We start from the raw sequence: 20,532 nt of genomic DNA on the forward strand, positions 1-20,532 counted from the left end.
TCCCCTTCCCGTGTTAATAAATGCTGTAGTTTTTATTATTTTTCATGCGTTTACACATGAAACTTGTTTAAATCATTGGCCAGCGTAACTGCCTGATTTCGATCAAAACAGTGGCTAACTCTAGCACATAGCCATAACCAAAGAAAGGCTATCGTGCGCTAGTTGGGATGCGGGATTCAAGCTGTAATTTTTTTTGTCAGCGATCAAAGACAATCCTTATAATGGGGTTATGAATCATTCCTTTAAATTGCCTCTATCTATTCAGGTCCACTGAAAAAACCTTCCGGTTAATTACATAACAACAATATGTCCAAATTAATAAACTCTGCCGAATGGAATGCCGTTAAGCAACATCACCGCGAGATTTCCGGCAAATTTTGCATGAAGGATGCGTTCGATAAGGATAAACAACGCTTCGACAAGTTTTCCGTAACATTTGACGATTTGCTGTTCGATTTTTCCAAAAATCTGATTACCGATGAAACCTTGCCCTTGCTGATCGACTTGGCCAATCGGGCCGAGCTTTCCGCCAAGACCGAAGCCATGTTTTCCGGTTCCATTATTAATACCACGGAAAAACGCGCTGTCTTGCATACCGCCTTGCGTAACCGCAGCAACAAGCCGGTATTTTTTCGCGGTAAAGACGTGATGCCGGAAATCAATAAGGTTTTAGCAAAAATGCGGGTATTTACCGAGCAGGTGCGTTCCGGCGCCTGGACCGGTTTCACCGGCAAAGCCATCACCGACATCGTCAACATCGGTATCGGCGGTTCCGATTTGGGGCCGAAAATGGTCGATACCGCGCTGGCGCCTTACGGCAAGGACGGCCTGAAAGCGCATTTTGTGTCCAATGTCGATCAAACCGACATCGTCGAGACGCTGAAACCGCTCAACCCGGAAACCACGCTGTTTTTGATTTCCTCAAAAACCTTTACCACGCAAGAGACCATGACCAACGCCCGTTCGGCGCGGAACTGGTTTTTGCAATCCGCGGTCGATCCCGCGCATATCTCCAGGCATTTCGTGGCAATATCCACTAATGTCGCCAAAGTTAAGGAGTTCGGTATCGATCCGGACAATATGTTTGAATTTTGGGATTGGGTCGGCGGGCGTTATTCGTTATGGTCAGTGATCGGCATGTCGATCGCGCTATATGTGGGTATGGATAATTTCGAAGAGTTGCTGATGGGTGCACATTTGGCCGACGAGCATTTTCGCAGCGCGCCGTTCGAAAAAAATATCCCGGTAATCATGGGCTTGCTGGGTATTTGGTACAACAATTTTTTCGAAGCGGAAACCTACGCCATACTGCCTTACGCGCAATCCTTGAAATATTTTGCCGATTACTTCCAGCAGGGCGACATGGAAAGCAACGGCAAAAGCGCCACTATTCATGGCGAAAAAGTCGATTACAACACCGGGCCGATCATCTGGGGTCAGCCCGGCACCAACGGTCAGCACGCGTTTTTCCAGCTGATTCATCAGGGTACCAAATTGATTCCCGGCGATTTCCTGGCGGCCGCGCAAAGTCAATACAGCTTGCCGGACCATCACGACATTCTGATCTCTAATTTTCTGGCCCAAGCCGAGGCCTTGATGCGCGGCAAAACCGAGGGCGAGGTCAGAAAAGATTTGAGTCATGAACCCAATCTGGATGACGCCTTGATTGCCTCCAAAATCTTCGAAGGCAACAAACCGTCCAACTCGTTTTTATTTAAAAAATTAACTCCCAGAACCTTGGGCACCTTGATTGCTTTTTACGAACACAAAATCTTCGTGCAGGGCGTGATCTGGAATATCAATTCCTTCGATCAAATGGGAGTGGAATTGGGGAAAGTGTTAGCGCGGGCGATTCTGCCTCAGCTGAAAAATGAAGACGCTATCACCGACCACGACAGCTCCACCAACGGCTTGATCAACGCTTACAAACGTTTGCGCAAATAAGGCCATCCGCACCGGAGTTGCCAATTTCAAGGCATACTTCAAAGAGGGCGTCTTAAAAACCGCTCTCCGGCAGGGAGAGCGCTAGGGTGGGGAGTAACTACGTTGGATGAATCCGGCCTAGGGGGCGCCGGTCCCTGTATTGGGCTCCCCTGAGATGGGCCGCGCGGTCGACAAGACTTCGCGGATTGCCGAGATGACGGACTCCGGTTCTTCCAGCGGAATGGCATGGCCGCTATCTACCCAGCGTTGCATAGCTCCCGGATGTAACCGCGCAATATCTTTTCGCTTTTGGTTGGCGTCGATTGCTAACTCCGACGTATCCGCTAAGGGTTGAGCCGCGCTCAGCACTATGACTGGTGCACCGGTGAATGCAGGGGCCGCTAACACCTCGTCGCCAGTTGGATCCAGCGCGGCCAGCTCTCGATTGGCAGTCGCCGACATCATCACACCAAATATCCAACGCACCCATATCGGCCAGTTTTCGATAGCGCCCGGGCCTTTGAGCTGGGCGGGATGCGTCGAATCAACCAGAATCAGGCCAGCAACTTCTTGCGGATAATGCCGGGCATACCATTGCATATACAAACCGCCCAGCGAGTGCCCCACCAAAATATACGGTGGTGCGAGGCTCTGGCTGGCAAGTAAGTCTCGCAGCTCTTCGACAATATGCCGGCCATCGCGCGACGCCTCGACTTGCTCGCTGTTACCGTAGCCCGCACGGTTGTAAACCAAAGCAGTGGCATCTCCGGCTATCGCCGGATAAACCTCCTCCCACCAGTCGAAAGTTCCGCCCAGCCCGTTTTCAAATACGACCGGCGTTGTGTCGTGCTTGCTCAGTGCAAATTCCACTTGCCGGCCGGCAGTTTTAACCGTGGTCACGTTCGGGATGGCAGTCGCGCAACCGTTCAACATACTTATCAATATCAAAAGCGTGGCCGAGATTGATGGTCTGAATTTCATTGCTAGCCTCGGGAGTAGGGTGGCGGGGTTGCGGTTGGAAATTTCCTTTTGTCGGCGGCGTCGCCTAAAAATGCCATCTGACTTAGGGAGTGGGAGGCAAGTTGCCGATTTAATTCTCTCACCCCTGCCTTCTCCGGGTGGAAGAAGGCGTTTTTCGATCGGCAAACGTATTCAGGACAAAAGTCTACGTGGTGCGGGCATTTAGCCGTATTAAGAGTTCGGCGAATGGCTCGTCTGCGTTTGATCAGCTTCCTGTTCGACATTTCCTGGTTGATTGGGGTTGGTGAGTTTATGTCGCCTGTATTTGCCGGCGGCCGGTTCGGGCAAATAAACCGGCCAAGCTGACGCCGAACAGCCAGGCTGCGCCGGGTAAGGGCACGGGGGCTGCTGTAGAGTAGATCAGGTTGTCGATGACGACGCCGTCCGACGTGCCGTGAAAATAGATTTTATCGATGAGGCCGCTATAACCGGATGCCAGCCAGTAAACTTCCGGGGGCTGATTTTCCGGAACCAACGGTGCGCTATACACCAGTCGATCTTGGTAATACAGGTCGTAACTGACATGACTGTCGAAGCCGACAAAGTTGTAATGTATTCCCTCAAACACGACCGGCGCGGCGTCGAAACTCAACTCCGCACCGCCGGGGGAAACCGAGAAATAACTATCCCCCATTTCCGGCCGATGGGATGGATAAATGGAATAATCTCGCAATGTTCCGCCGGCTTGCCATCCGGAAATGCCGCCGTAACCGTCAACCAAATCCCAATCGTACAAATTTTCAAAGGTCAGCACGATTTGCGAGGCATAAGTGTCCGACACGCTGGATAGGGTCGCAGCCAACACCCCTGCTAATAATTTTAATTTCATAATGTCTCCTTGATGGTAATAAACGGCGGTCTGAAGCCGCTCGCCGAGTTAAAAATCAATTTATGCGCCGCGGCGCTTCGCATATAGAACGCCCATCAGCGCACTGCCGAATAACCAGACCGCGCCAGGTAACGGCACCGCCGCCACGTCGCCGTCGCGCACGGCCCAGACGTAAAAATTGTTGCCCTTGCTAATATAGTTTTGCATGCCGGTCGCGGTGCTCAGATGCCAGGCTTTACTGGCGTCGCCGTCATAACTGCTGCCCAGCCAATAACTGAAGGATTGGATGTGGCTGAACAAGCTTTCGTCGGCGGGAGTAGCCGGGTCGTCGACGACACCGTAACCGGGTTGGGGCAGGCCGCGCGAATCGACAAAGCCTTTGTTGGCGAAATCGCCGTAGAACAGCTGTGCCAGCTCCGAACTTGCGGTCGATACATTGAAGCCGCAGTCGGTGTTGTTATAGCCGTAGTCGCAACCCGGTACGCCCAAGTCATGAAAGGCCGGTAGCCGCCAATCGCTATAGGTGACGCCGCGCACACTGTCCGGGTAACTCAGATCGTTCACCCAAGCTGAGGCGTTCTGCCAGCTCATCTTACCTTCGGCGTCGAAGCCGCTGGTTTTGGCGTAATTGGCGTCTGCTAGCCAGGTGATGTTTTGTACGCTGTCGTAAATCAGGCCGCCGCCGCGGTCGAACAGTTGCGCTTGCGCATTGCCGGCCATTAGCAGGCCAGCCATGGCGGCGCCATATATGGATTGATGTTTCATGATGTTTCTCCAAAAGCAGTTCTTGAACGGATGCAAATACTCGGTAACCGCGCCTAACGGCTCCAAGACTGGGCGGCATTATCGGAAGGCTGATACAGCCAGGGAACCCTACCGGAGTAGGGTGTCGGAAAGCAGAGCTAATTTGTTAAGATGTAATTGATTTGCATGTTTTTGCCCGGCCTAATTGAGGTCTTGGTTAACGGCCGGAAAAACAGTCGGCGCCGGCAAGCGGCGAGGTTGTAAACAACCTGGCACATGGGAGGGCGGGCCTGATGCCGCAACTCTACGTTAGGCATATCTTCACGCTCCTATGCCCTGCGTTTCCTTAACTCGGAGCGGTGGAGAATCAAAAATGGCACAAAAACTTCTGACGGTAACCTGCTTGTTGATGCTTGCCGGCTGCGCAACAACAGCTAATAACACTTCCGCTCAAGGCAGTGGCAAAGCGGAGACCAAAATATCAATGGCTATTGGCCGTGAAGCTGGCAGCTTTAAAATCACCAATTCACAGGCGACAGAAGCGCCAGCCGGTTATAACGGCGTACAGTACACGGTTAAAACTGATGATGGCGCCACTTTTAAATGTGAAATTTTAGAGCCGTCCGGGTTTGGTAAAGTCGCAACTTGGGGTATGGCAAGCGGGGCTGATGCTATGTGTACGGATTTCACCAAAGGATCGAGCGATATTGGAAAAACCAACAATGCCAGCTGTAATCAATTGCTACGCGCTGCGGGCAAATGCTGACGCAATACCTAACAAGGGAGGTATTGCGGCGCGCTCTGCTCCGACAGCTTGTCGTGGGCGAATCCAACTCCTTGCAATCGGCTTGAACTGGCTGATTTTGACTGATAAGGGTGACGGAAAGTTGAGGTGGCTTGTTAAGTTTCGCCTGCGTTTATTTAGTTGATAAGCTAAGGCCGCAAAACCGGCCGGGCGCGGGCTTATCGATGTTAAAGAGGATTATTTGTGTGACAAATAGGATTAGTGCGCTGGTTATAGACGACCATCCGTTATCGGCCAGCGGCATTGCTGATTTTTTGCTGTCCCATTGCGGGTTCGATGCGGCGCGGGCTGTGTTCAGCGTCGCCGAGTTTTGGGATATTCTTGATGCTGATCGGCCGCCATCGCTGGCGGTAGTGGACTTCTGGTTGCCCGAGGGTGCATCGCTGGGTTTGCTGGAAGAGCTGAAGCGGCGGTGCCGGGCGACGCGCTTATTAGTTATCAGCGCCGACGACAATACGGCGGTGCTGGACAAGAGCAAGATGGCCGGAGCCGACGGTTTTCTGCATAAGCAGGAGACCCCGGATGTTTTCGCCGAGGCGGTGGCTGCATTGCTGCAGGGCGGTAGTTGGTTTCAGCGCGGGGAACAGTTCGCCGGACGCCAATTTCCGAGTAAGGAGTTGCCCGTGACAGCGCGTGAGCTTGGCCTGACCATCCGCCAAGGACAAGTACTGGCGATGATGTTAAAAGGGCTGCCCAATAAACGCATCGCCTTGAATTTGTCGGTGTCCGAGCAAACCGTGAAGGAGCATGTGACCGGGATTCTGGAGAGATTGGGTGCGCGCAACCGGATCGAGGTCATCACGATGTTGCGCGGCAGGAGGCTGGAATGACGATAGGCCTATCGCAATTAACATTTGCCGATCTCGGCGCGTCCGGTCAGGCTCGGCTGCTGGATATGGCCTACAGTCGCTTGGTTCACGGTATTGGTTTACTACCCATTTCCGGGGTTGCGTTCGGCTATTGGCAATACAGCCTGGGCCTAAATCCGGAAGGTTATTGGCTTTGGACCTTGTCTTACCTGTTGGCCGGCGTCGCGGTAAGGCTGCAACATAGCGGCTACCGCCGGGACCGGGAACAACTGACCAATGAACAGGTGCTTGGCAAATGGCTGCTTACTGTCTATCGAACGGCAACTCTGCACGGCTTGGGTTTGGCTGCCAGCGGCCTAATTACCGCAGGTAGAGTGCCTTTTGAATTTACGTTGCTGCAAGCCGTCATTCTTACTTCTATCGTCGCCGCCAACGCGTCGCAAATGTCGCCGGTATTGGCCGTATATCGCCGTTTTGCGAATGCCGCCTGGCTACCGTGCATGATGATAGCCCCCTGGGCCTTTCCCGAGCATTGGCTGTTGGTGCTGCCGCTATCCGGGGTGATGCTCTGGACGCTGGACCGCCAGGCTTTGGTTTCGCACGGATTTTTCTTGCAGCAAATCAAGTTGGAAGAGGATTACCGGCAGGCCACGGAAAAAGCGGAAGCCGCGTTACGCGCCAAAAATCAGTTTTTAACTACCGCCAGCCACGACCTGCGCCAGCCGGTGCATGCGATGGGTTTTCTGATCGAGTCGATTTCCCGTCGCAACCAGGATCCGGTCTTGCGGCAACCGTTACAGGAGTTAAAACAAAGTGTGCAGTCGATCACCCAGATGTTCAATTCCTTACTCGATTTGTCGCGTATCGAGCTGGGGGCGTTACCGGTCAATCTGCAAACTGTGGCTCTCGACCCGCTGATGGCCGACGTCGCGACATTGTTTCGGGAAGAAGCGCTTACCCGGCAAATCGAGTTGAGAGTGCGGCCAAGCGGCGGCAAAGCCTTGGTAATGGCAGATTCGATGCTGTTGCGGCAATCGATGATCAACCTGATGCAAAACGCTTTGCGCTATACCTTGAGCGGAGGTGTGTTGATGGCGGTAAGGCGCCGCGGTAGCGCTTGGCAACTCGAAGTGTGGGATACCGGCGTCGGCATTGCCGAAGCCGATCAGCAACGGGTGTACTCGCCGTTTTTTCGTCCTGAGCACGCCTGGCGCATCGACAACGCGGGCCACGGCTTGGGCTTGGCAGTGGTGGCGCGCTGCGCCGATCTGATGGGTGTCAGCCAGGGTTTGCAATCGCGCGAAGGTGTTGGTTCGCGATTTTGGTTGCGTTTGCCGACTGCGTCAGCCGATGAACGGCACGCCGGCTTTCAGATACCGTTTACCAGTGAATTCCAGGAGGAGATGTTGCGAGGGCGATGTCTGATCGTCGACGACGAACCTCAGGTGCGTAGAGCGTGGCAAGCGATGCTGAATGCCTGGGGCGTACAAACCGAATGCGTGGCCTCCGGCAGCGAAGCCTTGGCTATGTTGGATAGTGGCTTCCAGCCGCAAGCGATATTCTGCGATCAGCGCCTACGTTCCGGCGAGAGCGGTTTCGAATTATTACAGGTATTGCTGGAACGTTGCCCGGATGCGGCGGGTGCCATGGTCAGTGGTGAATTCGATTCGCCGGCTCTTGCGCAAGCTGAGCAGGAAGGTTATCTGGTGCTGCACAAGCCGCTGGAGCCGGAATCCTTGCATACCCTGTTAAGCCGGCTGCTGCCGGCATCCGCCATAAGCGGAGCCGGATACGCGCCTTTGCCGCCTCAAGCAGAGAACAATGGCATCAATCTTGTTTAACACCGGCAACCTTAACGTTGAAATCCGGAGTTTGCCATGACTATCTCGAATATAGGGCCAAGCCTTGCCGCCTACCAAACCGCCAGCGGAAAATATCCGCCGCGCAGCCCGGACATCAAACCCGCCGCTACCGTCTCCGAGCAGAGCGCCGGGCGAAAAAACGTCGATATGCATAACGTCTCGTTGAATGAGATCAACAGCTTGATTAAGTCCGGCGTTGACGGCTTGCTGGACATCGTGCCCTGTATTCCGGTGGCGATAAATAACCAATCCCAGGCCGACGATATCGGCAACGTTAAAGTCGATTATCTGGGGCAAATCGAAGGGATGATTGAATTCCAGAAAGGCCGTAACCAGGATACCGCTTTTCTGGAAAAAGTGTTGAGCAACGTTAAACGTATAGACGGGATGGCCTTGCCGGCTTTAGTGGATGTGAAGGTTTGATTTTCGGTGGTTTTGCAATGCTATGTCGACAACGTGGTAACGAGTTTCGCAAATTTCGAGTGAAGTCGGCTCGTGACATGATGTCATCGCCGAAAGATGAGACCGTCAGGATTGGTGGCAATGACAAAACCGCAAACCGTTTTCCAGCAAGAGATGGAATTGATTTCAGCGAACTGTATCGTTATCCAACTTTAGACTGTTTGCGTCTGCCTTTAAAAAAATCGCTCAACAAATCCGCGCAATCCGCTTCCAATACCCCGCCGGTCCATTCTACGTGATGATTCAAAAACGGCGCGTCGCTGAGTTGCAAAGCGTGGCAGACCGCGCCGCGCTTGGGGTCGTAGGCGCCGAACACCAGGCGTTTGACGCGGGCGTGGGCGATGGCGCCCATGCACATGACGCAGGGTTCCAGCGTGACGTAGAGCGTGGTGTCGTTCAGCCGGTAGTTGTTTAGCTTCTGGCCGGCTTTGCGCAGGGCGACGATTTCGGCGTGGGCGGTGGGATCGTTGGTTTGGATAGGTTGATTCCAGCCTTCGGCGATGCATCGGTCGTTATGTACCAGCAATGCGCCGACTGGTACCTCGCCCCGGCTTTCGGCACGTTGCGCCAGACGGATGGCATAACGCAGCCATTCCTCGTCGGTCATCTTTTAAACGGTCGCTTTATTCAGGCGGTCGTTGACAGCGGCCCAGGCTTCGTTATCGGGCGGCTGTTCGATCAGGATGGTATCCAGCTGTAGATTGTCCAGTGCGCGTAGCGAACTGTACAAGGCAGGTTCGTAAAGCTCGGCGTCGGCCGGTAATCTGAGCAAATGCAGGCAGGGGATCTCGGCGATTTCGGCGCTGAATGCCAGGATGCCGATATGTTTGCCTTGGGCGCATAAGTCGTCGGTCATCGCGATTAGCGTATCGGCCGGGCAGAGCAGCGCCATGGTGTTCGGCGCGTAATGCACCGCCATCATGCCGGGCGCGCGGATTTTACTTTGCGGCGATAGGCGTACATCGGTTTGCAATACCGCTTTCAATTGGCTGCGGGTGATGCGGCCGGGTCTAAGGATGGCGGGGATGCCGTCGCTAAGATCGATGATGGTCGATTCCACGCCCACCGAACAAGGTCCGCCATCCAGGATGCAGGCCACACTATCGCCAAGTTCTTCGGCGACATGTTGGGCCTGCGTCGGGCTGATGTGGCCGAAACGGTTGGCGGACGGCGCGGCGATGCCACCGCCGAAGGCTTGCAATAATTGCAGCGCGACCGGATTGGCCGGTACCCGCAGGCCCACGGTATCTTGGCCGCCGGTAACCGCCGACGGCACCGCCGATTTTTTGTTCAGTATCATCGTCAACGGTCCTGGCCAGAAACGTTCCGCCAGCCTTAATGCCGCTTCCGGCACAGTTTCCGCCCAGTCGTCGATTTGCGCGGCGCTGGCGATATGTACAATCAGCGGGTGATCGGCCAGGCCTTTTGCGGCGAATATCTTGCCGACCGCGTCGGGATTGGCTGCATCCGCGCCCAGGCCGTATACGGTCTCGGTCGGAAAAGCGACCAGTTGGCCTTGCCGTAACAGTTCGACGGCATAGCGGATGGATTCTTCGGTGACGGGTTTAGGATTCAAAGTAATCAGGCGACAGATGAAGGGCTAAAAAGATGGCCGGCGAACATAATTGTAGCGGCGAAATTATTTGCAGAAGCAAACTGCTACAAATATATAAAAGCTACCCACGCGGCAAATGCACTATTTTACCTTTCGTTTTTGTTCTTTTCCGCTAATTAATTTCCACCAACACCTCATTCGGGTTAACCGCGTCACCTTTTGCGACATAAATGGCTTTGACGATGCCGCCTATCGGCGCGGTGATTTCGGTTTCCATTTTCATCGCTTCTGTCACGAGCAAGGATTGGCCGGCGTTAACTTTTTGGCCTTCCTTGACTAGGACGTCGATGATATTGCACGGCATGCTGGTGACTACATCGCCCGGCTCGCTGGGCCGGCGCTGTTTGCTGGCGATGGCGCTTTGCACCGCACCTTGCGCGCCGCCGTCCAGCACGATTTCGTCAAGGGTTTCGATGACGATCTCTTCCGGCATGCCGTCCACGGTGAAATAAAAATGCCGCAAGCTCTGGTTTTTCGGGCCGGCGCCGGTGACTTTCACGTGATAGGACTCGCCATGCAGCGCCACGTTGAATTCGGTCGGGGCTTTTTTCACTTCGCCCGGTGTTGGCGCGTCTGCCAGTTCCAACGGTTCGGAAACTAGGTTGTCGGTGGAACGCAGTTCCAGAAATTGTTTGCCGATTTCCGGGAACATCGCAAAGCTCAACACGTCTTCGTCGTTCGCGGCCAAATGGGCGATTTCGTTGCGCAGATGCTCAAACTCGGGTTTCAGCAAATCGGCCGGGCGGCACTCGATGACTTCTTCCTTGCCGACCGCCTTGGCTTGCAGTTGCGGATTAACCGGAGCGGGGGCCTTGCCGTAACCGCCGTGCAGGTAGCGCTTGACTTCGTTGCTGATGGTCTCGTAACGCTTGCCGGTCAAGACATTCAGCACGGCCTGGGTGCCGACAATCTGCGAAGTAGGGGTTACTAGCGGCGGGTAGCCCAAATCCTTGCGTACTTCCGGGATTTCCCGGTAAACCTCGGCCATGCGGTCCAGTGCGTTGCGCTCTTTTAACTGGTTGGCCAGATTGGAGATCATGCCGCCCGGCACCTGAAAGATATGCACGCGGGTGTCTATACCGGTAAATTCGCTTTCGAAGCGGCGATATTTTTTTCGCACTTCCGCGAAATATTGATTCGCCTCTTGCAGTTTATCCAAATCAAGGCCGGTGTCGTATTCTGTGCCGCGTAAGGCGGTGACCAAAGATTCGGTGGGTGGATGGCTGGTGCCGCCGGCCCAGGAAGATAAAGCAGTATCGACATGTTCGCAGCCGGCTTCGATAGCTTTAATCTGACACATTTCCGCCAAGCCGGCCGTGGCGTGGCAATGCAGATGCAGCGGCAGATCGACGGCGTCTTTCAGAGCCTTGACCAGTTCGCCGGCAATATAGGGTGTCAACAGGCCGGCCATGTCCTTGATGGCAATCGAATCGCAGCCCAGGTTGGCCAGGCCCTTGCCCAATTTAATAAAACTGGCGATGTCGTGCACCGGGCTGGTGGTATAGCAGATTGTGCCTTGGGCGTGCTTGCCGGCTGCTTTGGTGGCTTCGATAGCGGTTTCCAGGTTGCGGATGTCGTTCAACGCATCGAAGATCCGGAACACGTCCATGCCGTTGGTGGCGGCAGTCTCGACGAATTTACGTACCACATCGTCGGAATAATGCCGGTAGCCAAGCAGGTTTTGGCCGCGTAGCAGCATTTGCAGGCGAGTATTGGGCAGCGCAGCTTTTAGTTTGCTCAAGCGTTCCCAGGGGTCTTCTTTTAAGAAGCGCAGGCAGGCATCGAAAGTGGCGCCGCCCCAGCATTCCAGCGACCAGTAGCCAATATCGTCCAGCATGGCGCAGGCCGGCAGCATGTCTTCGGTGCGCATGCGGGTGGCAATTAATGATTGGTGGGCGTCGCGGAGGATAACGTCGGTTACGTAAACTTTACTCATTGCAGTGTCCTTTGGCTTACAGGCCGGTATGAGAGGCCACGACGGCCGCCAGCACGCTGGCCAGAATTTCCGGTCGCGGCTTGTTTGAATAATTGATCAGATCGGGGTTCGCTTCGACAAAGCCGGTGTTGAAACGGCCGCGGCGAAAGTCCGGATGACCGAGAATTTTTAAGTAATAGGGGATCGTGGTTTTGATCCCGAACAAGCCCATGTCCTTTAATGCGCGCTCGCCGCGATTGATCGCATCTTCCCAGGTCATGGCGCTGACGATGACTTTGGCTAACATCGAGTCGTAAAACGGCGGGACTTCGTAACCGGTGTATATTGCCGTGTCGGTGCGCACGCCAGGACCGCCGGGGGCGTAGTAACGGGATATATGGCCGAAACTGGGCAGGAAATTATTTTTCGGATCTTCGGCGTTGACGCGGAATTGAATCGCGTAACCGCGCCTGACTATTTCTTCCTGCTTGAAACGTAGCGGCAGGCCGGCGGCGACGCGTATTTGTTCTTCGACAATATCCACGCCGGTAATGGTTTCGGTGATGGTGTGCTCGACTTGTACCCGGGTGTTCATTTCCATGAAATAAAAACGGCCGTCGGCGTCCAGCAGGAACTCGACGGTGCCGGCGTTGGTGTAACCCACTGCTTTGGCAGCCATTACCGCCAAGCCGCCCAGATACTGACGTTGAGCCTCTTCCAATTGCGGCGATGGCGCAATTTCGATCAGTTTTTGGTTGCGTCGCTGCACCGAGCAATCGCGCTCGTAAAGATGGATGGTGTTGCCGAAATGGTCGGCCAATACCTGTACTTCGATATGAATCGGGTTAACCACGCATTTTTCCAGAAACACGTCGGCGCTGCCGAAGGCTTTGGTGGCTTCGGAAATTACCCGTTGGTAGTTTTGCCGCAGTTCGTCCGGATTGTCGCAACGCCTGATGCCGCGGCCGCCACCGCCGGAAGTGGCTTTCAGCATGATCGGATACCCGATTTGTTCCGCCACCTGCAAGGCGTGCTCGACACTATCCAGATTGCCGTCCGAGCCGGGCGTGACCGGCAAACCGGCGGCGATCATTGCGCTGCGGGCTTCGGTTTTGTCGCCCATGCGTTGAATCACTTCCGCGGAAGGCCCGATAAAGACCAAGCCGCGTTCCTGGCAGGCGCGCGCAAACTGGGCATTTTCCGATAAAAAACCATAGCCCGGATGAATCGCATCGCAGCCGGTACGCAAGGCCAAATCCACCAGACTATAGATATTCAAGTAGCCGGCCAGCGGTTCGCTGCCGATGTAATGGGATTCGTCGGCCTTTTTAACGTGCAGGGCAAAGCGATCGGCTTCCGAATAGATGGCGGCTGAACGTATGCCCATTTCCGCGCAAGCCCGAATGATACGGACAGCAATTTCGCCGCGATTGGCGATCAATATTTTGCGTAACATGATGCTCCCGAGTCCGCGTTTTCAGTAACTTGCTTACTACTCTAACAAGTTATGGCTATCTTTCAACTGTAAAACCGTCGAATGGCAGGCCGAATTGAAATGGCGTCGTTCGGACCGCGAGTTTGGCAAGCAGCGAAACATTTTTCCCGCTTTCGGGGAGGCTGGCTTGGCATTTCAGTGCATTGGCCGGCGGCTAAGTTGTTGTGTTAGCAACAGTAAGTTGGCAGTGCTTGTCTTAAACTAAGCAGAACGCGCGGCACGCCCGAAAAATATTTATATAAATCATGCTCTTGAAAATGGCATATATAGTGCTATCCTAAGTTTGACGGACGCCTTTGCCGCGAAGCCGTGCTAATTCAATTAATTAGCAGTTTTTCCGGTATTAGGGTTTCACCTCTTAAATAATTGATTAATTCTGGGGTTTTAACATGGACAAACATAAGCCGCTGCTTTCGGCGATATTTTTTATAGGCCTATCTTTTTGGGGAATTCAGCTTTCGCAGGCTGCGGGCACCGATCTTAGCCTCAACTCGGCCGAGTTCCTAAAATCGACTACGCCGGATTTGCCAAATTCTTATCAAGCGCTAGCGGTGGTGCAGTTACGCGAATCTGTCTTTCAGGATTATGCCCTATCGCTGTTTATTCAGGTCAAAAGCCAGGCCGTATATGCATTTCGGCAAGCTTTGTCCAGAGCGGATGCGCTCGGCAGTCTGCTTACGCAATTCGATTTTTTCGGACGGCTAAACTTCGCATTCGAGCCTTTGATCGACGAAACCAACGCTGATGCGTTAAAAGCAGCCCTGCCTACCGCGGTGTGGCTATTTCTTAGCGGCGTTTTGGGTCTTCTGGGATTGAAAAAACGCAACACCGCAATAAATGCCGGCTTGTACTGAATAATCGATTAACTGTTTTCCGCCGCCGGGTTTTCGCTCGGCGGTGGCTGTCAAGATGCCGCGTTCCTGCCGGTAAGCCTTCCCCCTCTCAAGTTCCAAGGTCATCGCCTTGCCACCGTCCAAAATCGCTACCGGCAATACGCGATTTATCTCAATTGCGCACAGTATCTTTGCTTTGGGGTAATGCATTGCCGGGCTTGGTATTAAGTAAAGATTGCGTCGATAATGGCGGTGTTTGTCAAGCAAACCGCGAACCTGATTATGCGTGTACCTTAATTGAGTTTTTAGCCTATCTTCTGATCATCAGTATTGTTATTGGGAAGCGTATATGTCCGCAGCCGCAGAGCATTTTGTTTATGGACCGATTCAACGGGCGGATATTCCGGATTGTGTCCGGATTGCCATTGCTAATTTCGACGAGTTTCAGCAACATCCGGAATATATCCGGCAATGGTTCGAGCGTCGCATCTTACAGAATCCTTGGCAAGAAACGCTGCCGTGCGTCGGCGTTGGGGTTTGGCACAGTGGACGCTTGGTCGGTTTCCGCGCCATGTTTGTGCAACCTTGGTGGTTGCAAGGGGAATCCGTATCTATTGCATTCGGGTCCAACACCAGCGTCGATCAGCAATTTCGCGGCCAGGGTTTAGCTACCCGGCTGATTGAGCATAGCCTGGAGTTTGCACCATTCAACGGTACCGTGACCGCCGGCGTGATTACCCAAAAAGCGTTCAAAAAATGCGGATTTGCCGAGATCGGCGGCACCGATAACGATTTTTTTCGCCTGCGGGTCGGTTATAGCGGTTCCTGGGAAAAACGGGCCGGAAAAACCCTGGGGCATCTGCTAGGCAGTATGTTCGACCTCAACTTGCGCTTACGCAATGTCAAATTGCGTAGCGGCGGCTTTACGTTTGCGGAGGTTTCGCGTTGCGATGCCGAGTTCGATGAATTATGGGATCGGGCCAAAGCCGGCTATCTCTCCTGTCTGGAACGCAGCAGCCGTTATTTAAACTGGCGTTTATTCGATTTCCCAACCTGTCCGTTAAGATTGTTCGCACTGCGGGATGCCGCCGGTAAGTTGCGGGCTTATGCTATCTGGCATCAGCAAAGCTTTGGCGATGCTATCAGCATGGCGGTATTGCGCGATGTGTTTTATCCGTTGGACGACGAGCCGGCTTTGCTGACTCTGCTGTATTATTTGTTCGGCTATTGGCGAGAGAACGGCATTAGCTGGGCCAGTATGGAAGTAGCCTCGCCGTCATTGACCAGTCTGTTCCGCAGTCTTGGCTATGAGGCGGTGCCGTCGCGCGGCAATCGCTATCTGATCTATCGCGAGCCGCCGCTAGCCGACAACATTTTGCAAAATTGGTACCGCAGCGGGATCGATGGCGATTATTTCGATCATCCGCTGTAATATCGCTTAATCCAACATTCTAAACTCGGTCTGCAACCTATGTTAAACGCCTCCGTGATTATCAGCACCCGCAACAGAGCGTCGATCTTGCCGCGCTTGTTCGACGCATTGGCCGCCATGCGGCTGAACAGCGATAGCAGCTGGGAGTTGCTGATGGTCGATAACGGCAGCAGCGACGATACCGTCGCGGTGATCGCGGCCGAGGCGGCGCGGGGGCGGTTGCCGGTTTATTGCTTAGCGGAACCCATTCCGGGCAAGTCCCGCGCGCTGAACCGGGCAATAAAGCAAGCGCAAGGTGAATTGCTGGTGTTCACCGACGACGATGTCGAACCCCAAGCAAGCTGGTTGCAGGCTTACATCGATGCAGCCGCCGCGCATCCGCAAATCGACGGTTTTGCCGGCAAAGTGTTACCCAAATGGCTGGGCGAGATACCAGCCTGGCTGCATACCGAAGGCGAATTTGCATTGCCGCGCGGTATCACCAATACCCGCGATTTCGGTATGACTCAGGCGTTGTTGGACGAACAAGTCATTCCGGGCGGTGTCAATACCGCGTTGAGAGCTAAGGCTGTTGCCAAAAACGGTTGGTTTCGCGAGGAGCTCGGGCCGGGAACATCGGTGCCGTTTACGGAAGACACCGAATACATGGGCCGCTTTCGGCGCGGCGGCGGCCAGTTTCGGTACGTGCCGGAAGCCTTGCTGTATCACTGCAATATTCCGGAACGTATGACTAAAAGCTATGTTTGCCGTTGGATGTTCGACGTGGGCCGTTGTCAGGTATTGGCCTATGTCGAAGCGCCGTCAGGCAAAAGCATTGCCGGTATTCCGCTGTATTTGCTGCGGAATTATCTGGTTAGAATTTTGAGTTTTTGGCTGGAGCCGCGCGAGCAGCAACGTCTGCAAAAAAAAATGAAATGGCGGTTTACAGCCGGGGAAATCGCGGGTTACCGGCAACTGCCGGCCTTCAAACAAGCGTTGGCGGCAAAATAGCCATTGGTTTCTATAGCAACGGTTGTAAATATCCCCAGATTTTCTCCCCTATCACCGGTTGAGCCAGTTCATTCGGATGCAGGCCGTCAGCCTGCATCATCTCGGGGTTTAATGCCACCTCTTCCAGGATAAACGGCACGTACGGAATCTTCAATTCCGCGGATAGTTGCGGATAAACCTCGTAAAACATTTCGACATAACGCTTGCCGTAATTGGGCGGGATCTTCATGCCCAGCAACATCACCTTGGCGCCGATTTTTTGCGAACGCCGGACGATTTCGGTCAGATTGTTTTTCATTTCCGGCGGCGACAAACCGCGCAAACCATCGTTGGCGCCCAGTTCCAGCAATAGAATATCCGGTTTGTGCCGCGATAAAATTTGCTCCAGCCGGGCTAAACCGCCGGCCGAAGTGTCGCCGCTGATGCTTTCGTTGCTGATAATATAGCTGCTATGCAGGTCGGCCAGCTTGTTTTGCAGCAATGCCACCCAGCCGTGCTGAACTTCGATGCCGTAACCGGCACTAATACTGTCACCCAACACCACTATCGATTTCGCGAATGCGGTTACCGGCAACACACTTAGGACAACAGCAAGGATCACGCTATACATGTTAAATACTCATATTGATAAGACCAATTCCCCGATTATCGTCACCGAACAACTCGGCAAAACGGTTCCGACTTCCGAAGGCATTTTACATATCTTGTCATCGGTGAATTTAATCATCAAGCCGGGCGAGAGTCTCGCGATTGTCGGCGAGTCCGGTTCCGGCAAATCCACCTTACTCAGTTTGCTGGCCGGGCTGGATACACCCAGCACCGGTAGAGTGGTCGTCAATGGCCGCGACTTGACCAAGCTGGACGAAGACGGCCGCGCCTTATTGCGCAACGAATTGGTCGGTTTCGTATTTCAATCCTTTCAACTTTTGCCGGGTTTGACGGCCCTGGAAAACGTGATGCTGCCGCTGGAGCTCAGTGGAGATGCTCAAGCCGAGGTGGCCGCCCGCGCGCTTTTGGATAGGGTGGGTTTATCGCATCGTCTGACCCACACACCCAGACAGTTGTCCGGCGGCGAACAACAACGGGTGGCCTTGGCGCGGGCCTTTGTCACGCGGCCGGCAATTTTGTTCGCCGACGAGCCGACGGGCAATCTGGACAGCAAGACCGGCGCGCATATTATCGATCTTCTGTTCGAACTCAATCAGGAACAGCACACCACCTTGATCTTAGTGACTCACGACATGTCTCTGGCCGGACGTTGTCAACGCACCATTCGCCTGGATGCCGGGAGCATGGTATGAAGCGCTTCAATCTGGCGCTAAAGCTGCTATGGCGCGATAGCCGTTCCGGGGAGTTGACCTTGCTGCTGCTGGCTTTACTGATTGCGGTGAGCAGTTCCACTGCGATATCGCTGTTTGCGGACCGGCTGCAGCGGACCATGACGGTACAAGCCGCCGAGTTTTTAGCCGGCGATCTGGTGGTGGCTGCCCCGGCGCTGATCGACGAAATCTGGCTGGCCAAGGCCCGCGAATTGGGCTTGTCCCACTCGCAGACCAGCGAGTTTGCCAGCGTTTTGTTGGAAAACCAGGAAATGCTGCTGGCCTCGGTAAAGTCTGTCAGCGGCGGCTACCCGCTACGCGGCAAATTGAAAACCAGCGATGCTGAATCGCAGGATGAAACTGTCGTCGGTAAAGGCCCGGAAGCGGGCTCAGCCTGGGTGGACAAACGCGTTTTGCAGACGCTGCATCTGAAAATCGGCGATACGCTGACCGTAGGTGAAAAAGCGCTGACCATCAGCCGGGTATTGAGTTACGAACCGGACAAACGCGGCGACTTTTACAGCTTTTCGCCGCGAGTCATGATCAATCAAAACGACTTGGCCGCCACCGGAGTGATTCAGCCCGGCAGTCATGTGCGTTATGCCTTCCAGTTCGGCGGTGACGAGCAGGCCTTGGCCGCCTTCAGGGATTGGTTGAAACCGCAATTGAAACCGTCGCAAAAGATGCTGGATATACATGAGGACCGGCCGGAATTGGGCTCGGCATTGCAGCGCGCCGAGCGTTACTTGGGCTTATCCAGCATCGTGGTGATCCTGATTGCCGGCGTAGCGATTGCGATGGCCACCCGCCGTTACACCGAAAGGCATTTCAACGCCACCGCCATTTTGCGTTGCCTGGGTTGCAAGCAAGCGGAAATTGTCTGGCTCTACGGTTTGCAGTTTCTGGTACTGGGTTTGGTAGCCAGCGGAGCCGGTTGCGGATTGGGGTGGCTGGCGCAATTCGGTTTATTTGAGCTGTTAAAGTCCTTGTTGCCGCAAGAATTGGCTAGTCCCAGTTGGCTAGCAGTGTTTTTCGGTTTGATTACCGGCCTGGCGATATTGCTGGGTTTTGCCTTACCGCCTTTGCTGCGCTTGCAAAAAGTTTCGCCATTGCGGGTATTGCGCCGCGATCTGGAGCCGCTACCCACCAGCGGCTGGTTGATTTACGGTTTGGCGTTGGCGATCATCGGCGGCTTGATTTGGCGCTACACCGAAGATCCGAAAATGACCTCCATCATTTTGGGTGTGGGTACGCTGGCATTATTCGGCTTGGGGGCGGGGATATACAGTTTGCTATTACTGACGCGCAAGCTGTTGCCGAAGATGGGACTGAATTGGCGGTTCGGTTTGCAGGGATTGCTAAGGAACAGCCAAGCCAGCGTCAGTCAGATATTGGCTTTTAGTATCACGTTAACCGCGATGGCGCTGAGTTTTAGCGTACGTAGCGATTTAATCGACAACTGGCAGCAGCAATTGCCGGAACAGGCGCCGAATCATTTTGCGTTGAATATCCTGCCGGAACGCCAGCAGGCATTTCAAGACGAGTTGCAACAAGCGCAAATCGCCAGCAGCCGGTTTTATCCGGTGGTGCGTGGGCGCTTGGTGACGATCAATGATGAGCCAGTGCAAGGCCGCGTCAGCAAGGACACGCAGGGTGAGGGCGCTACGCAACGCGAATTGAGCCTGACCTGGACCGGGCAATTGCCGGACGATAACAAAACCACAGACGGCGATCCCTGGCAAGGCGAACAGCCGGGGTTGGTGTCGGTAGAACAAAAATTGGCGGAAAGCCTGAAAATCAAGTTGGGCGATCAATTGACCTTTACCGTGGGTAGCGCGCAATTCGGCGCTAAGGTCTCCCATATTCGTAGCGTGCGATGGGACACGATGCGGCCTAACTTTTACATGATATTTTCGCCCGGCACGCTGGATAATTTTCCAACGACGCACATGACCAGCTTCTATCTGGCCGATAGTCAAAAAAACCTACTGACTACACTGCTGAAAAAATACCCGGCCATTACAATACTGGAAGTCGATCAGATCCTGAAACAGTTCAAAATGATCCTGACGCAGTTGACCAAGGCTATCAATCTGCTGCTGTATTTTGCGTTGGCGGCCGGTTTTACCGTGCTGTTTGCCGCCGTCTACGCCACGCTGGATCAACGGATCTACGAAGGTGCCTTGATGCGCACGCTGGGTGCCCGGCGCGGCTTGTTACGCACCACGCATGTGATCGAGTTCGGTTTGCTCGGTACGCTGGCTGGCATTTTGGCGGCACTGGCCAGCGAGGCGATTTTGTACGCGCTATATAGCCGAGTGATACATATCGATTATCACCCCAGCTTCCATTTGTGGGGCGCATTGCCGGCCATAGGCGCGGCCACGGTGGGGCTGGCCGGATATTGGGGGGTGCGGCAGGTGGTCAGTCAGCCGCCGTTACAGGTGTTGCGGCGTTGATACTCGGCGCTTTCATTTAG

General features: G+C 54.2%; 18 protein-coding genes. 10 read left to right on the forward strand and 8 right to left on the reverse strand.

Annotation, left to right across the window (positions count from 1 at the left end; translation table 11 throughout):
- Window positions 1-306 precede the first annotated feature (306 nt).
- Entirely contained in the window at window positions 307-1,944 is a 1,638-nt protein-coding gene (gene pgi / locus ACH50O_RS20635) for a glucose-6-phosphate isomerase (RefSeq protein WP_446809628.1), read from the forward strand.
- Between the two features lie 117 nt (window positions 1,945-2,061).
- On the opposite strand, the gene ACH50O_RS20640 is transcribed toward pgi, so the two are convergent.
- The 3 genes from ACH50O_RS20640 to ACH50O_RS20650 form a co-directional block, all read right to left on the reverse strand.
- Window positions 2,062-2,904: an alpha/beta fold hydrolase gene (locus ACH50O_RS20640; RefSeq protein WP_446809629.1), complete on the reverse strand. Its 843-nt coding sequence runs from the start codon at window positions 2,902-2,904 to the stop codon at window positions 2,062-2,064.
- A 289-nt stretch (window positions 2,905-3,193) separates the two neighbouring features.
- Window positions 3,194-3,772: a hypothetical protein gene (locus tag ACH50O_RS20645; protein ID WP_446809630.1), complete on the reverse strand. Its 579-nt coding sequence runs from the start codon at window positions 3,770-3,772 to the stop codon at window positions 3,194-3,196.
- A 60-nt stretch (window positions 3,773-3,832) separates the two neighbouring features.
- Window positions 3,833-4,537, reverse strand: coding sequence for an Lcl domain-containing protein (locus ACH50O_RS20650; protein WP_446809631.1), 705 nt, complete (start codon window positions 4,535-4,537; stop codon window positions 3,833-3,835).
- Between the two features lie 352 nt (window positions 4,538-4,889).
- Here ACH50O_RS20650 and ACH50O_RS20655 point away from each other — a divergent pair, with 352 nt between their 5' ends.
- The 4 genes from ACH50O_RS20655 to ACH50O_RS20670 all read left to right on the forward strand — a co-directional run bounded on the left by ACH50O_RS20655 (window position 4,890) and on the right by ACH50O_RS20670 (window position 8,415).
- Window positions 4,890-5,282, forward strand: a complete 393-nt coding sequence (locus ACH50O_RS20655; RefSeq protein ID WP_446809632.1) for a hypothetical protein — start codon at window positions 4,890-4,892, stop codon at window positions 5,280-5,282.
- 224 nt (window positions 5,283-5,506) lie between these two features.
- Window positions 5,507-6,151, forward strand: a complete 645-nt coding sequence (locus ACH50O_RS20660) for a LuxR C-terminal-related transcriptional regulator (RefSeq protein WP_446809633.1) — start codon at window positions 5,507-5,509, stop codon at window positions 6,149-6,151.
- Window positions 6,148-7,971: an ATP-binding protein gene (locus ACH50O_RS20665; protein ID WP_446809634.1), complete on the forward strand. Its 1,824-nt coding sequence runs from the start codon at window positions 6,148-6,150 to the stop codon at window positions 7,969-7,971. Before ACH50O_RS20660 ends, ACH50O_RS20665 begins: the two co-directional genes overlap by 4 nt.
- 36 nt (window positions 7,972-8,007) lie before the next feature.
- The gene (locus tag ACH50O_RS20670; RefSeq protein ID WP_446809635.1) at window positions 8,008-8,415 is read left to right on the forward strand and encodes a hypothetical protein; all 408 of its coding nucleotides are present in this window, start codon (window positions 8,008-8,010) and stop codon (window positions 8,413-8,415) included.
- A gap of 181 nt (window positions 8,416-8,596) precedes the next feature.
- Here ACH50O_RS20670 and tadA read toward each other — a convergent pair whose 3' ends face one another.
- The 4 genes from tadA to ACH50O_RS20690 form a co-directional block, all read right to left on the reverse strand.
- The gene (gene tadA / locus ACH50O_RS20675) at window positions 8,597-9,061 is read right to left on the reverse strand and encodes a tRNA adenosine(34) deaminase TadA (protein ID WP_446809636.1); all 465 of its coding nucleotides are present in this window, start codon (window positions 9,059-9,061) and stop codon (window positions 8,597-8,599) included.
- A gap of 3 nt (window positions 9,062-9,064) precedes the next feature.
- Window positions 9,065-10,030: an L-threonylcarbamoyladenylate synthase gene (locus ACH50O_RS20680; protein WP_446809637.1), complete on the reverse strand. Its 966-nt coding sequence runs from the start codon at window positions 10,028-10,030 to the stop codon at window positions 9,065-9,067.
- Window positions 10,031-10,181: 151 nt separating this feature from the next.
- A complete protein-coding gene (gene oadA / locus ACH50O_RS20685) occupies window positions 10,182-12,005 on the reverse strand; it encodes a sodium-extruding oxaloacetate decarboxylase subunit alpha (protein ID WP_446809638.1) in 1,824 nt (607 codons plus the stop codon).
- A 16-nt stretch (window positions 12,006-12,021) separates the two neighbouring features.
- The gene (locus ACH50O_RS20690) at window positions 12,022-13,440 is read right to left on the reverse strand and encodes an acetyl-CoA carboxylase biotin carboxylase subunit (protein ID WP_446809639.1); all 1,419 of its coding nucleotides are present in this window, start codon (window positions 13,438-13,440) and stop codon (window positions 12,022-12,024) included.
- A 428-nt stretch (window positions 13,441-13,868) separates the two neighbouring features.
- Between ACH50O_RS20690 and ACH50O_RS20695 the strand changes: the two genes are divergently transcribed.
- From ACH50O_RS20695 to ACH50O_RS20705, 3 genes are all read left to right on the forward strand, one after another.
- The gene (locus tag ACH50O_RS20695) at window positions 13,869-14,333 is read left to right on the forward strand and encodes a hypothetical protein (RefSeq protein WP_446809640.1); all 465 of its coding nucleotides are present in this window, start codon (window positions 13,869-13,871) and stop codon (window positions 14,331-14,333) included.
- Between the two features lie 328 nt (window positions 14,334-14,661).
- A complete protein-coding gene (locus ACH50O_RS20700) occupies window positions 14,662-15,744 on the forward strand; it encodes a GNAT family N-acetyltransferase (RefSeq protein ID WP_446809641.1) in 1,083 nt (360 codons plus the stop codon).
- Window positions 15,745-15,783: 39 nt separating this feature from the next.
- A complete protein-coding gene (locus ACH50O_RS20705) occupies window positions 15,784-16,734 on the forward strand; it encodes a glycosyltransferase (protein ID WP_446809642.1) in 951 nt (316 codons plus the stop codon).
- Window positions 16,735-16,744: 10 nt separating this feature from the next.
- Here ACH50O_RS20705 and ACH50O_RS20710 read toward each other — a convergent pair whose 3' ends face one another.
- Window positions 16,745-17,344, reverse strand: coding sequence for an arylesterase (locus ACH50O_RS20710; protein WP_446809643.1), 600 nt, complete (start codon window positions 17,342-17,344; stop codon window positions 16,745-16,747).
- Here ACH50O_RS20710 and ACH50O_RS20715 point away from each other — a divergent pair.
- A complete protein-coding gene (locus ACH50O_RS20715; RefSeq protein WP_446809644.1) occupies window positions 17,343-18,035 on the forward strand; it encodes an ABC transporter ATP-binding protein in 693 nt (230 codons plus the stop codon). The genes ACH50O_RS20710 and ACH50O_RS20715 overlap by 2 nt on opposite strands.
- Window positions 18,032-20,512, forward strand: coding sequence for an ABC transporter permease (locus ACH50O_RS20720; protein ID WP_446809645.1), 2,481 nt, complete (start codon window positions 18,032-18,034; stop codon window positions 20,510-20,512). Before ACH50O_RS20715 ends, ACH50O_RS20720 begins: the two co-directional genes overlap by 4 nt.
- The last annotated feature ends 20 nt before the right edge of the window (window positions 20,513-20,532 follow it).

The sequence above is a fragment of the Methylomonas sp. 2BW1-5-20 genome (assembly GCF_052474515.1).